We start from the raw sequence: 15099 nt of genomic DNA, 5'->3' as shown, positions 1-15099 counted from the left end.
GATGGTAATAAGTGATACGACGCAACAGAAGACGGGGTGCGAAATTGAACAATTAGATTGACTTGTTTTTTGTCAGATTGACTGATTTTACTTGGTCAGGTTGATGTTCAACATATTCCGCAATAAGACCGTCGGGGTGTCTGACCGTTACATTTTTACCGGTTGGTACAATTCGTGGTTCTCTTATTATTTCAAAATTGTTTTGTTCAAAATAAATGAGAAAATCGTCAAGTGCGTCAACCATGAACGTCACTTTGGTTGTATTGAAAGTTTTCAAATCCTCAGATTTCCCTGCAACAAATAGAAAATCACCGATTGAAGCTAATTCTAGGTGCATTTCTGGATATTTAAACCGTAAGTCCGGATGTATACCAAGCAGTTTCTCATAGTATGGCAATACCTCATCTAAATTGCTAACGTACATGCGAAAATATGTTTTCTTTATTTTCATTTTATAATCCCCCATTTTTATAGCTGTTTCGCAATTTTCATCAACTGTGCAGCATTCTCTTTCTTTCAGTTCATCATAGAGCAGTACGCAGTATTTTGGTCATGAAATCTCGAATTGTATAGAACGGCTCTATCGATAACCGCTACTTCCGTCGCGTAGATGTCTTGCCCATCATTTTACAATTTCCCCTTTTTAGAAAAAATCAGGAAAAAGCGCCCGGCTCTTACTTCCGCAGGATGCGGTGGCTTTCGTGTTGCTTCAAATAAAATAAGCGGAATTTTTCCGTTTATTTCTTAGATTTAGCACTTACCTGATCACCTGACCGAATTTTATGACCTTATCGTCGCCTCAACAAGGTAAAAGATAAACTTTTTTTACCTGTTGACTTCGCCAAACCGTCGGCGCGACGTTCATGGAGGCCTGGTGTCCGGTATGCCGCAGGAAGCGGCGTTCTGCCGGGCTACTTAATACCAGTGTATAACAAAAAACCGGACAAAAGCCTCATTTCTGAGGTTCTTGTCCGGTTCTTTTTTTATGCGATCAGATCATTTTTGTTTTGACGTAGTCAAGCACTTCTTCAGCCGTATCAAGGTTGAGGAACGCTTCCTTGTGTTTTGCCAAGTCTTCTTTGGATAATTTCAGCAGCTGGCTTCTTGCCGGCAGGATCGATGTTGCACTCATGCTGAATTCATCAAGACCAAGCGCGAGTAAGAGCGGAATCGCGGTCGCGTCGCCGGCCATTTCACCGCACATACCTGCCCAATGTCCTTCCGCATGTGCCGCATCAATGATCTTGCTGACAAGGCGCAGAATGGACGGATTACATGGCTGATAAAGATAAGATACATGCTGATTCATTCGATCCGCAGCCATTGTATATTGAATCAAGTCATTCGTGCCGATGCTGAAGAAATCAGCTTCTTTAGCAAAGCGATCTGCCGATACGGCAGCAGCAGGGATTTCCATCATCATACCAACCTGAAGATCATCGGAAATCTTTGTGCCTGCGGCAGCAAGCTTTTCTTTTTCTTCAAGGAGAATCGCTTTTGCCTGACGGAATTCATCAATCGTCGCAATCATCGGGAACATGATCCGCAGCTTGCCATAAGCACTTGCGCGAAGCAATGCGCGAAGCTGCGTGCGGAAAATGTCCTGACGTTCCAGACAGAGACGAATGGCACGGAAGCCAAGGAACGGGTTCATTTCTTCAGGGAGCGGCAGGTAGGAGAGCTTCTTATCGCCGCCGATATCGAGTGTGCGGATAACGACCGGTTTGTTCTCCATTTTTTCGAGAACCTCTTTATATGCATCAAATTGCTCGTCTTCTGTCGGCAGTTTGTCGCGGCCCATGTACAGGAATTCGGTACGATACAGCCCGACTGCCTCGCCGCCGTTGTTCAATACGCCAGCAACATCGCCCGGATTACCAATATTTGCACCAAGAATAACATGCGCGTCGTCCTTTGTTTTTGTTGTTTCATGAACGAGTTTCTTCCATTCTTCTTGCTGTTCTTTATAGGCAGCTTGTTTGGCTTTATATTCTTTAACTTCTTCTTCGCTTGGATCAAGAATGACTTCACCATTCAATCCGTCAATAATAGCGAGTTGTCCTTCTTTAGCCTGCTCCATAACGGTTTTTGTTCCGACGACAGCAGGAATTTCCATTGAACGCGACATGATCGCTGAGTGCGAGGTACGACCGCCAATGTTGGTCGCAAAACCCTTAACATACTTGCGGTTCAATTGTGCAGTATCTGAAGGTGTCAAATCTTCGGCAACGATTACCGTTTCTTCAGTTATGCTCGCCGGAGAAGTAAAGGAAACACCCAGCAAATGCGCCAGCAACCGCTTGGACACATCGCGAACATCAGCCGCACGTTCTCTCATGTAATCATTATCTTTCATGCTTTCAAACATTTGAATGAAAAAGGTCGATACATCGTCAAGTGCAGCCTGGGCACTCAGACCTTCATCATCAATTTTTGACACAACTTGACCGACAAATTCAGGATCGCTGAGAAACATGAGGTGCGCGGCAAAGACTTCGGCCTTATCTTTTCCGAGCTCTCTTTCAGCAGTTTCTTTGATCGTCGTCAATTCTTTTTTAGATACTTCAAGAGCGTTGTTCAGCTTTTCCTTTTCTGCTTCTTTATCGGTAATCGTACTTCTTTCAAAGGACAAATCCGGATTTTTAAGAATAAAAGTTTTAGCAATAGCAATACCTGCGGAAGCAGCAATACCGGTAATCTTTTCTGACATCTTTTGTTCACCCTACCCTTCAGATATAAAAAGTTCAGCAATTCATTGAATCGCTCATTCATATCGCAATGCAATACGGGCCCATTTGAAATCGAACCGTTCTCATTAACGAATACGCGCAACAGGGATTAATGCTGACATCCACACATACAATTGTACGCCGGATGCATCTGCAAAAACTAATGAATACGGCGAACCGTACATTAATTTCCCCATATAAATTAAATGTTAGGAAAACGTAACAGCTATTATTATATCAAGAGTCTTTTCAAATTGAAAGCGAGTACAATTAATGTGTTTTATTTGTCAAAATTTACTGTATCAATTTTTTACTATTTGTTCATAAATTAATTTACACGAAACCGCAGTGAACAGGCGAACTGTTGCTGCGGTTCATGAACTGCGCTGGCGAGAAACGGTACAGCACAGGTTTTTCAACGTCGATGATCAATTAACGATCAAGCATTTTCCTGTTCTTTAAGCGGCTTCTTCCAAATGCCGTAAATAATTGCGGTAACGACCGTTCCAATGATAATGGCAAATGCGTAGAGGAACGGATTCCCATTGCTGACCAACGGTATCACAAAGATTCCGCCATGCGGCGGACGAAGGCCGATGCCGAACAGCAACGATAATCCGCCGGCAAGTGCCGATCCGATCGTTGTCGATACCATAACTCGAATTGGATCTGCCGCACCGAATGGAATAGCCCCTTCGGAAATAAACGCCGCACCGAGCACATAGGCTACTTTCCCGGAGTCGCGCTGCGCGCGGTTAAACTTGTGGGCAAACAGCGTTGTCGCAAGCGCCATGCCGAGTGGCGGAACCATACCGCCGGCCATTACCGCAGCCTGCGGATAGAAGTTCCCTGCACTGATCATCGCAATGCCGAACGTAAAAGCTATTTTATTGAACGGACCGCCGAGATCGATACCCATCATGCCACCGAGAATCAGGCCGAGCAGGACAAGATTTCCTGTCCCCATGCTGTTCAGAAGATGCGTCATCCATTCCATAAAATCACTGATCGGCTGATTGATCAGGAACATCAGCGCACCGGTAATGAAGATACCGAATACCGGATAAATCAGTACCGGTTTCAGTCCGTCAAGTGACTGCGGCCATTTCTGAAATGCCCATTTAACCAGTTCAACCACATAGCCTGCGAGAAATCCGGCGATCAGACCGCCAAGAAATCCAGCGTTGCTGGTCAGTGCCATCAGACCGCCGACCATACCCGGTGCGAGTCCGGGACGATCAGCGATACTCATTGCAATAAAACCGGCTAAAATCGGAATCATCAAATACATCGCGTTACCGTTTCCGATAAAGCTGAGCAGACTCGGAAAATCATGAACATCCACAACACCGGCTACCGGTTTCAGTTCAACTCCGGTAAGTGAAGCAATAAGATAGGAAATAGCAATAAGAATACCGCCGCCGACCACAAACGGCAGCATGTACGTGACACCATTCATCAGATTCTTATATATGTTAATCTTTTTCCCTTTTGGTTCTTCTTCGGCGGCTGCTTTCGGTGCACTGCCATCGCCCTGATAAACCGGCGCTTTACCTTCGATGACTTCGTTAATCAGTTCTTCGGGACGGCGAATCCCATCCGTAACTGGTACCTGAACAAGCGGTTTTCCCTTAAACGGTTCAACATCAATGTTGATACTTGCGGCAACGATAATTCCTTTTGCCTTTTCAATTTCATCCGCTTGGAGTCTGTTTTTAATTCCGGTCGAACCGTTGGTCTGTACTTTGATCGATACGCCCATTTCTTTTGCCTTTTGTTTCAGCGCGTCGGCAGCCATATAGGTATGCGCAATCCCGGTTGGACATCCGGTTACAGCCAGCACTTCGTATCCGTCCGTATTGTTTTCTGCCGCTTTTTTCTCTTCGGCAGCCACATTTTCACTCTCTGATTCCTGTTCGTCAAACAAAGCAACAATCTCATCGGCAGTTGCGGCATTCATCAGTTTTTCACGGAAAGCCGCATCGATTAAGAAAGTCGATAAGGTAGACAACGCTTCAAGGTGTGTGGCGTTGGCGCCATCGGTTGCAGCAATCATGAAAAACAGATGCGCCGGCTGACCGTCCAGGGACTGGAAGTCGACCCCTTCTTTTGAACGGCCGAAAGCAATCGCTGCCTCCTTGACTGCCGCTGTTTTTGAATGAGGAATTGCCACTCCGTCGCCAATTCCGGTTGTGCTTTGTTCTTCACGCTTGTCCAGAGCTGCGCGGTATTCGGCCAAATCATTCAGTTTGCCGGCTTTATCCAAAGTCGCTGCCAATTCATCCATCACATCTTTTTTAGTCGTGCTCTTCAAGTCCAGATTAACGGTTGCTGCCGTTAACAGGTCCGTCACTTTCATTATGATTTCCCATCCTCTCTTATTCACCAAGGGGTGTCCAGTCGTTATTTAACAGTGGCGGAGTTCTCACGTTTCCTCATTAAAAAGTTAAGCCCATCGTTCTCAGCCACGAACAGAACCGTCCTTAAATCGTGCTGATTTTGATTTGGGGCAGTAGTTCTTCTACCTTTTCTTTTGTACACAAATCAACGGAAAATGCGGTTGCACTGCCGGATGCGGCACCTTTTTGGAACGCTTTTTTGAAATCACCGCTGACCGCATATTCAGATAAGAAGCCGCCAACCAGAGAATCACCGGCACCAACTGAATTTTTCAATTCACCTTTAGCCGGCGGAGCATAGAGGTATTGATCCTTGTCTATGTAGATCGCACCCTTGCCGCCCATCGATATGATGACATGGTCAATCCCTTTTTCAACAAGCTTCTTGCCATAGGTTTTGACCTCGTCAAAGTTCTCGATCGTTACCCCGAAGTATTCGCCGAGTTCATGATGATTCGGCTTTACAAGGAACGGTTTCGCTTCGACAATTTCACGGAACGCCTTGCCGCTCGTATCCACGACAACTTTAGCACCGCTTACGCTCACGTGATCCATCATATCTTTATAAATGGTAACAGGAAGAGTAGCAGGAGCGCTTCCCGAAAGAACAAGAATATCATCGGCAGTCAGTTTTTTCAGTTTCGCAAAGAGGGCATTCAACTGTTCGTCGGTAATCTGCGGTGCCACTCCGTTGATTTCTGTTTCCGTATCGCTCTTCAGCTTTACATTGATTCGCGTATCACCGTCAACAGGAACGAAATCAGCTTCAATTCCTTCCTCAGCAAGCTTTCCTTTAATAAATTCTCCGGTAAAACCGCCGATAAAACCGAGACATTTGGAGTTTTGTCCTAGATGTTTCAACACTCTGGAGACATTGATGCCCTTTCCGCCGGGCATTTTTCGGTCGGCTTTAACATGGTTTAATTCACCGGCCCTGAAATTGTCCACTTGCAGAAAATAATCAATCGCCGGATTCAGTGTGCACGTATAGATCACGAATGATCAGCTCCTAATTAAAATTTTTATAATAATCACTGATTGCAGATAAGCTTTCAAGCGTTCAAATAGAGAGCGGATTCATTACTAAGATCGGTTAATCTTTTGTATTGTCTACCGCTTGACACAGATCCATACCATTCCGGCAGCGATTTCCCAGTTCTCCAAGGAATCGTTTGCATCTTTACGGACTGTCCTATTAAAAACACCCGAAAGGTCTCTCAAGTAATTAATTATAAAGTGAAAAACGTTCATTATCAATCAAATAAATTCATAAATGTTCATCAAATGCCGTTTTTTGACTGATTTATGAACTTCCCCAATTATTTTCTATGCGCAGAAAAGACGGGGCAGCAAGTGCTCCGCCTTAATCATAACATAGTCCTTTATTACAGTGCGTAGGCCAATATCCATAATGTTCCGCCAACAATGGCAAACGCAACATAGATACCGAAAAGAATGCCGATAAGTTGATGAACAGGCTCTGTCCCTTCGGTCACATGCATAAATAGGAACAGCTGAATGAATGCCTGAAAAATCGCTAATCCGACAATAATTGTTAAAGTGACAGGTACCGGAAGTGACAGTCCAACCGCAATCCATAAAGCAAGAAAAGTAAGTGCCAGTGAAAGCAGCAGCCCAATCACCTGCTTCCAAGGGAACCCCGCCCCCATCCGCTCCGACATTTGCTTTTGATTTTCATCCATTTTTAAATCACCAACCCTGTCAGATAAACAGCTGTAAAAATAAAGATCCAGACAACATCAAGAAAGTGCCAGTAGAGGCCGGCCATAAATGCCTTACGTGCTGTGACCGGCGTAATACCGCGTTTGCCGAGCTGCAGTAAAATGCCGATAATCCAGACAATGCCAAGCGACACATGAGCGCCGTGCGTACCAAGCAGAACAAAGAACCCGGAAAGGAACGCACTTCTTGAAAGCGGCGCTCCTTCATGCACAGCATAGGTATAAAATTCGTTGGCTTCAAGTCCAATGAATACGAGTCCAAGCAGAATGGTCACACTCATCCAGCCGATCAATCCTTTTTTGTTATGGCGGCGAAGTTCTATTGTGCTTAATCCGCACGTAAAACTGCTCATCAGAAGAATAATTGTCTCAGCCATGACCGGGCCGATCTCAAACAAATCTTTTGCCGTCGGACCTCCGGCTGTGTGACTCTGCAAGACAAGATAGGTACCGAATAATGTGCCGAACAGAACCAATTCGGCTGCAAGGAAGATCCAAAATCCGAAAATACGGAGGTCGCCCTCCTCTGTCGTGTATTCAAGCGGCATTTTGCTTTGATCTTTCTCATGCAGACTCAGTGTTGCATTTGTCATTAGGATAACCTCCCTGTAGCAGATTCGGTCCGTTTAATTTCCTCAACTGAGATATAGTAATGATCGTTGTAAACAAAAGAACGCGCAATCATGCATGCAATAACGCCGATTGCTCCCGGAATCGCCATCCAGTACCATTCAAACACACAGCCGAATCCGGCTACGAACATCAGCAATGCCATGATGACCGGAATACCGGTATTATTCGGCATATGGATCGGCGCATAGCGCTGAACGGATGCCGCATTCCCTGATTTGCGCCCTTCCTTTGCCGCAATGAACGGATCGCGTTCTGAAACGTGGGGAATACGCGCAAAATTATATTCCGCAGCCGGTGAAGCTGTTGCCCATTCCAATGTGCGGCCGTTCCACGGATCGCCGGTTGCATCCTTTTTCCCATGCATCGCACTCCAAATAATATTGTAAGCCATCAGTATGAATCCCGCGCCCATGCCAAAGGCACCGATTGTCATCACGACGTTGATCGGCGTCCATCCGAGCCCCGCAGGATACGTATACATACGGCGGGTCATACCCATCAATCCAAGAAAATACATCGGCATGAAACAAATATTAAAGGAGATCATGAAAATCCAAAACGACCATTTACCCTTTGTTTCATCCAGCAAGTAGCCGAACATTTTCGGCCACCAATAGTGCAGGCCGCAAAAGATACCGAACACGGTCCCGGCAATCAAGGTACTGTGAAAATGGGCGACCAGGAAATAGCTGTTATGATATTGATAGTCGGCAGGAGCCATCGCCAGCATCACGCCGGTCACACCGCCGATTGTAAAGTTTGGAATAAATGCCAGTGCCCAGAGCATTGGTGTCGTGAATTGAATGCGTCCTTTATTCAAGGTAAACAGCCAATTGAATATTTTCACCCCGGTTGGTATCGCAATGAGCATTGTGGATATTGAGAAAAAGGCATTGACCGGAGCCGTATTGCCCATGGTGAAAAAGTGGTGCAGCCAAGTGATAAAACTGAGCAGGGAGATAGCCACCATCGACCAGACCATGACGGCATAGCCGAACAAAGTCTTATGTGCGAATGTGGCAATGACCTCGGAGAAAATACCAAAAACCGGAAGCAGCACAATATAAACCTCCGGATGTCCCCAAAACCAGAACAAATTGGCCCAAAGCATTGGAGAACCACCGGCAGCAATCGTAAAAAAGTGTGCACCAAACAATCGGTCAATGGTCATTAATGCCAACGCAACCGTAAAGGCCGGAAAGGCGAAAACGACAATAACCGAGGTAATCAATATGGACCACGTAAACATCGGCATTTTAAACAGAGTCATGCCCGGAGCACGCATCTTTAAAATGGTTACAAGGAAGTTGATTCCTGTAGCTAATGATCCGATACCGGAAATCTGAACTCCGAGCAAGTAATAATTTTGCCCAACGCCGGGATTCATTTCCGCGCCGGCATATGGGGCATAGCTTGACCATCCGGCATCCGGTGAGCCGCCAATGACGAAGGATAGATTAAACAGCATCGCCCCGACAAAGAACAGCCAGAAGCTGAGTGCATTTAAGAATGGATAAGCAACATCGCGTGCACCGATTTGCAGCGGCACAGCGATATTCATTAACCCAAAAATAAATGGCATAGCAACAAAGATAATCATAATGGTGCCATGTGTTGTGAACACTTGATTATAGTGTTCCGCATCAAGAAAATGCATATTAGGCAAAGTCAGCTGTGTGCGCATCATCAACGCATCAACACCGCCTCTGAAAAGCATCAGCAATGCCGCAATAATGTACATAATACCAATTTTCTTATGATCAACCGAGGTCAGCCATTCTTCCCATAGCCATTTCCACTTTTTAAAATAAGTTAATACAGCAACAATACCAATTGAAGCTAAAGCGATTGAGGCGTCCGCACCATAAATCATCGGATCTCCGGTGACAAAAAACCACCCCATAAACGATTTAATGGAATCAATCATTGTGGCCATGACCCCCTTCCCCGTTGTTTTCGTTATCCATATCCATATTGTTCATTTTGTCTGTTTCGACCGATTCGCCGTTCATCAACGCCTCCATCTGCGCCTTATTAAAATCCTTCGAAACTAGTTCCGGATACGAAGAAAACGTTTGTGATTTCACCGTATTCGGCTTAAGCAATTCCATATACTTTTCATGGGTCAGAACCGGTTTATTGCTCTTCACAGCCTGTACCCAACTGTCAAAATCCGCGGCTGAACGTGCCATCACCTTAAAGGTCATCTGCGCAAAACTCTTACCAGAATAGTTGGAGCTGCGTCCGTCATAGTTGCCCGGTTTATCTGCCTGAAGCCATAACTTCATTGGCATATCGGTCATCGTATATTGCTGGCCGCCCAGTTCCGGCACCCAGAACGCGTTCATCGCGTCATAGGCGTGGAGACGGAATTTAACCGGCGTACCTGCCGGAATCACAACATAATTAACAGTCTCAATCTTCTGATCCGGATAGCGGAACAGCCATTTCCACTGAACCGAGGTAACGTCAATCGTCAGCGTTTTACCCGCTGTTTTGGACTCCATTGCCGTTGCCTTTGGAGGATTGCTCAATGAAAATAGTGTTTTCACTGTCGGTACCGCCAGCAGCACACAAATGACCACCGGAACAATCATCCAGATTATTTCAAGTTTCCTATTTCCCGTATCTTCAGGATCGTATCCGCTGCTCTTTTTACGGCCATACCGTGCGAGCACATAAACAAATAGTATAAGAACAATGGCAAGAACGAGGCTCATCATAATTAACGACCAGATAATCAAATGATATTGTGATCTGGCTACAGGTCCCTGCGGATTCAGCACAGCGATCTTATCCGAGCACCCGGCGAGCAAGGTCAGCATCGGTGCCGCCAGCAAGAGAAGCATTGATTTTATGTGTGTTTTTAATTTCTTCACTTTTGCTCTTCCTCCTTTCTTTTTCTCTCTTCAATCTACGTACAAAGGAAACATTGATATTATAGCATAAACTTTTAATTATAACTTTAATAAAATAAATATGAAGTTATATTTGTTACAAATTATCGTCATTTTATTTTTAATAGCCATTTTTATTGTTTTTGCCATACATTGTTCACTTTTTATTCACATTATAAAAAAATCCCCACCTAATTTAAAGCAATTTCACTTATGATTGCTAAGAGGTAATCTGTTTGCATCATTTAGAAAAACCGCACAAAAAAAAACGCTCGTTCCTTCTTTCACAGGACGTGATGGCTTTCGCGTTGCATGAAGGACGTACGCGTAAAATTAGCGAAAATTTCTTACCTTAAATGTGACTTGAGCGACACTCCGGCCGGCCGCTTGCCGTGGGTGATCCGAGAACAGGCCGGTACCTGCGAGATCTTCCCCGCTGGCACTTTCGCAGGTATCACGCATCTGCGCGTTTGGTCACAGTCTTTTGTTTAATTCTTATCTTGTAAAAAAGCTCGAGACAGATAATATATCCGTCTCGAGCTTATCTTGTCGATTTAATTAGCAGAGTTACACGTTGCTTGGAATCGTCAAATGCTGCCCGGGATAAATCACGATTGATGATAGATTGTTTGCCCGCATCAACTGATTCACGGTTATGCTGTGAAGTGTTGCAATTTCCCAAAGGCTGTCGCCCTTTTTCACCTTATAGTCGTCATCCGCATTTGCCGATGATTTTTGCGATGCGGTTGCATACGAGGTTTGTTTCACAGTTGAAGAAGATGATGCCGCTGCCCCTGAAAATTTCAACGTCTGTCCGGGAAAAATCAGATCCGATGTTAATCCATTAGCAGATTTCAGCGCGTTTACCGACATTCCGTTCTTGGTTGCAATTGCCCAGAGACTGTCGCCGCTTTTTACCGTGTAGGTGGAAGCTGGTGAACTCTGTTGATTCGACGCAGCTGATTCGGACGACCGTGCAGACTTCGTATTTTCCGTTACAGCAGAAGCTGATCCCCCGGATAATTGCAACACCTGTCCCGGATAGATGGTATCTGATTTCAGCCCGTTAAGAGACTTCAGTTTAGCTACCGACATACCATTGCGATTTGCAATTGCCCAGAGACTATCACCGCTTTTCACCGTATAGTTTGAAACAGCAGTGTTCCCTGCTGATGACGGTGCTGCACTGGCAGCTTGACTATTGTTCGAAACGCTTGTCGCACTTTCCGCGATTCGACGTGCTGTTTTGAATTTGGGTTCCCAGTACGACTGTGAACCTCCGCCGCTGAATACATTTGTGACGTGAACACCTACAGTGACTTCCGAACTGATCATCCGTCCATTTCCTACGTAAATACCGACATGATGGATGCCACCGTCGCCAGACGTATCAAAGAAAAGCAGATCGCCCGGCTGCAATTGACTTCTCGACACTTCTGTTCCTACCGTAGCCTGTGCCGCAGAATTCCTCGGCAATGTAACATTCATTGCCTTTTTAAAGATGAGCTGAGTAAACGAAGAACAGTCAAACACCGATTCAGAAAAAGCCGGTGCCCCGTATTGATATGATTTCCCTTGATAATTCAACGCTTGATTTACGACATCCTGCCCTGAGGCAGCCATAGCCTGCTGTCCGGTTGCTGAAAGCAATAGTCCGCTCACTAAAGCGGTAGGCACAATCATTTTTTTCATGAAAAACGCCTCCTAATTATCTTCGTTCTTGAACACTGCTCAATATAATGTGTTCTAGTCAAACTTTCGCTCAAATCTCCGACATAATCATTTCACTGAGCTGCCGCTGAATCGGGTCAATCTGTTCAATGAATCGCTCCGCGGTTAACGGTCTGGCGAACAGATATCCTTGAGCAAGCGCACAATTCGTTTGTTTCAGAAATTGAACATGCTCCGCCGATTCGACACCTTCGGCAACCACTTGCAAGCTAAGTTCATTTGCCAACGCCACAATCATTCGGACAAGCGCGACATCCTGATGATCATGACGATTGCCTCGAATAAATGATTGATCAATTTTAAGCTGGCTCAATGGTAATTGTTTCAGATAATTCAAGGAGTTGTATCTTGTTCCAAAATCATCAATACTGATACCGACCCCAATCTCTTCCAGTTCCTGCAGCTTCTGCGCCATTACAAACAGATCCGCACCGGCTGTCTCCGTAATTTCAAGCTGCAGGCGTTTCGCCGACAGACTCGATTCGGTCAAAGACGACCGAACCAAGTCTACCAAGCTTTCCTGGAACAGCTGCTTTGGTGATAAATTAACGGATACATTAAGTAAAAGCCCCTGGTCATTCCATTGCTTGGTTTGCCTGCAGGCCGTTCGCAACACCCATTCGCCAATTTCTTCAATGAGTCCTATTTCCTCCGCAAGCGGAATGAATATGCCCGGAGAAATAACACCGCGAATCGGATGAATCCAGCGGATCAGCGCTTCGGAACCAACAACTGTTCCCGCCTTAAGATCGATTTGCGGCTGATAGTAAAGCGTAAATTCATTTCGTTTGACCGCATGACGCAAATCCATTTCCAGCTCAAGCCGTTTGCGCAAGCTGTTGATTATTCCCGGATTATAAAATTCGTATTTGCCGCGGCTGTTTTTCTTCGCATAATGAATAGCTGCTATGGCAGAATCAATCAGCCTGCCCCCGCTGTCGGCATCCTCCGGGAAAAAGCTCACACCCATTGTGATCGTTTCATACCAAGGCGTATCGTGAATCTGAATCGGTGCCGTAAACGAATTCATGATTCGTTTCATATGCATTTTTAAATCGGCTCGCGTTCGATTTTTGAATAAAATAGCGAATTCATCGCCTCGATAGTGGTAAACGCGCTCCCCTTCACATTCTCTCAGCCGTTTCGCTGCTTCCTGAAGCAGCTTGTCCCCGGCGTCTCTTCCAATAGTGTCGTTCACTCTGTTCATGCTGTCAATATCAACGAACACAAGCGCGAGCGACAGTGCTGGATTTTCAATCGTTTCGTGTTCAAGCTGTCTGCGAAGCGCGACACTGCCCGGGAGTTCCGTTACCGGATCAATAAGATTTTCCTCTTTGCCGTGACCGCTCTTTAGATAAGTGCTCTCCTCGACATCCGCTGTCCCTCCGCAGATGTGTGAATGACGCATATCACTAATTTTTTGGCCTTTGACAATCAGGGAGACTCTTGCTCCGTCTCCACGTACTGCAACAATTCGTTCTTCGATCGCCTCGATCCGTCCTTCGCGCAAATCATTAATGACGGCTGCCGTCCCCTCAAAATTTTGCAATGAGACGATATCCTGCCATTTGGTCTGCTTCAACGTTTCAGCAGAGTAACCGGTCAATTCACACAGACGGCTGTTCACATAGATAAACGCACCATTTTTTATGATAAACGCACCGACGGGCAGGTCATCGGTTATTTTCTTTATAATTTTCTCCCCTTCTTCTCTCATCCTCAATCTCTGAATACGAAAAAACATCAGCAGAGAAACAATTGAAAGAATAATCGCCAGAAAGGCAGCAAAATTTATAATCCATTCACGATCTCCGGACATGAAGCACCTGCCTTCCATCACCAACCATTAATCCTCTGTTCGTGACAGTAGTCTACATCTTTCTTATCGGCTCGCCTGTCCATCGATTTAATGAATAATCACAAAAAATTTTTCGACAAATTTCTCCTCAAACGGCTTAAAAGAAACGATGGCCAAATATCGAACATAGTTTTTTTTAAGATTACTTATTATAATAAAAACAAAGATAGGTACGAGGAGGATGGTTTATGGATACAATTCACAAAGCAATGACCATTGCCGGATCAGACAGTAGCGGCGGTGCGGGGATGCAGGCCGACTTAAAAACATTTCAGGAACTCGGCGTTTACGGCATGACCGCGCTGACCTGCATCGTAACAATGGATCCGTACAAGCATTGGTCGCACAGTGTCACCACGCTGGACACGAAATTATTAAAGAGACAGCTTGATACGATTGTCGTCGGCATTGGTGTTGATGCAATGAAAACCGGTATGCTCGGTTCACCGGAAATTATCAAGATTGCCTCCGACACCATTGAAAAGAATCATTTAGCACGTGTGGTCATTGACCCGGTCATGGTATGCAAAGGCGCTGAAGAAGAAATTCAGCCGGAGTTGCAGCCGGAAAATACGGCCGCGATACTTAAATTGCTGATTCCAAAAGCGCTCGTCACCACTCCGAATTTGTACGAAGCGGCACGATTAACCGGAATGCCACGAATCACAACGGTCGATCAAATGAAAGAAGCGGCACAAAAAATCGTTGCGCTGGGGGCAAAAAACGCGTTGGTGAAAGGCGGGAGCAGACTGCCCGATACAGATCAGGCCATCGATGTTCTTTATGACGGCAGAGACTTTCATATCATCGCCGATGAGCGCATCAACACACCGAACATTCATGGAGCAGGCTGCACCTATGCGGCGGCCGTAACCGCGGGCCTGGCCAAGGGGCAGTCGGTACTTGACGCTGTTAAAGTAGCCAAGGCGTTCGTCACTGCCGGTATCCGCGCTTCGTTCAGCCTTAACGAATACACCGGCCCAACGGATCATAGTGCATACAAAAAAGAATTAGCCGTAAAAAATTAATGCAGAATTAAGCGCAAGCTATTCTGCACCGCCCGCAACCTAATTATTTCATGCAAGCGAACGGTTCCCGGATGCGTCGTTC

General features: G+C 45.6%; 11 protein-coding genes. 1 reads left to right on the top strand and 10 read right to left on the bottom strand.

Translation table 11 applies throughout. The features are described 5' to 3' along the window. Nucleotides 1–52: 52 nt before the first annotated feature. From NIE88_RS06950 to NIE88_RS06905, 10 genes are all read right to left on the bottom strand, one after another. Nucleotides 53–451, bottom strand: a complete 399-nt coding sequence (locus NIE88_RS06950) for a VOC family protein (RefSeq protein WP_253060602.1) — start codon at nucleotides 449–451, stop codon at nucleotides 53–55. 540 nt (nucleotides 452–991) lie between these two features. Next, a complete protein-coding gene (ptsP, locus tag NIE88_RS06945; RefSeq protein ID WP_253060601.1) occupies nucleotides 992–2710 on the bottom strand; it encodes a phosphoenolpyruvate--protein phosphotransferase in 1719 nt (572 codons plus the stop codon). A 458-nt stretch (nucleotides 2711–3168) separates the two neighbouring features. Further along, the gene (locus NIE88_RS06940) at nucleotides 3169–5088 is read right to left on the bottom strand and encodes a PTS fructose transporter subunit IIABC (RefSeq protein WP_253060600.1); all 1920 of its coding nucleotides are present in this window, start codon (nucleotides 5086–5088) and stop codon (nucleotides 3169–3171) included. A 124-nt stretch (nucleotides 5089–5212) separates the two neighbouring features. Beyond that, complete coding sequence (gene pfkB, locus NIE88_RS06935) at nucleotides 5213–6124, bottom strand: 1-phosphofructokinase (protein ID WP_253060599.1); 912 nt, start codon at nucleotides 6122–6124, stop codon at nucleotides 5213–5215. 389 nt (nucleotides 6125–6513) lie between these two features. Beyond that, entirely contained in the window at nucleotides 6514–6831 is a 318-nt protein-coding gene (qoxD, locus tag NIE88_RS06930; RefSeq protein WP_253060598.1) for a cytochrome aa3 quinol oxidase subunit IV, read from the bottom strand. A 2-nt stretch (nucleotides 6832–6833) separates the two neighbouring features. Then, the gene (gene qoxC, locus NIE88_RS06925; protein ID WP_253060597.1) at nucleotides 6834–7463 is read right to left on the bottom strand and encodes a cytochrome aa3 quinol oxidase subunit III; all 630 of its coding nucleotides are present in this window, start codon (nucleotides 7461–7463) and stop codon (nucleotides 6834–6836) included. Beyond that, complete coding sequence (qoxB, locus tag NIE88_RS06920; protein WP_253060711.1) at nucleotides 7463–9406, bottom strand: cytochrome aa3 quinol oxidase subunit I; 1944 nt, start codon at nucleotides 9404–9406, stop codon at nucleotides 7463–7465. Before qoxB ends, qoxC begins: the two co-directional genes overlap by 1 nt. Nucleotides 9407–9422: 16 nt before the next feature. Further along, nucleotides 9423–10382, bottom strand: coding sequence for a cytochrome aa3 quinol oxidase subunit II (qoxA, locus tag NIE88_RS06915; protein ID WP_253060596.1), 960 nt, complete (start codon nucleotides 10380–10382; stop codon nucleotides 9423–9425). Nucleotides 10383–10967: 585 nt separating this feature from the next. Beyond that, the gene (locus NIE88_RS06910) at nucleotides 10968–12092 is read right to left on the bottom strand and encodes a LysM peptidoglycan-binding domain-containing protein (RefSeq protein ID WP_253060595.1); all 1125 of its coding nucleotides are present in this window, start codon (nucleotides 12090–12092) and stop codon (nucleotides 10968–10970) included. Between the two features lie 70 nt (nucleotides 12093–12162). Continuing rightward, nucleotides 12163–13950, bottom strand: coding sequence for a putative bifunctional diguanylate cyclase/phosphodiesterase (locus NIE88_RS06905; RefSeq protein WP_253060594.1), 1788 nt, complete (start codon nucleotides 13948–13950; stop codon nucleotides 12163–12165). A 227-nt stretch (nucleotides 13951–14177) separates the two neighbouring features. On the opposite strand from NIE88_RS06905, the gene pdxK reads away from it, so the two are divergent. Further along, nucleotides 14178–15017 (top strand): pyridoxine/pyridoxal/pyridoxamine kinase, encoded by an 840-nt coding sequence (gene pdxK / locus NIE88_RS06900; protein ID WP_253060593.1) that lies wholly within the window; start codon nucleotides 14178–14180, stop codon nucleotides 15015–15017. The last annotated feature ends 82 nt before the right edge of the window (nucleotides 15018–15099 follow it).

The organism is Sporolactobacillus shoreicorticis (assembly GCF_024125445.1).
In the GTDB taxonomy this organism is placed as follows: domain Bacteria; phylum Bacillota; class Bacilli; order Bacillales; family Sporolactobacillaceae; genus Sporolactobacillus; species Sporolactobacillus shoreicorticis.
This window is presented reverse-complemented; position numbering and strand designations above follow the sequence as displayed.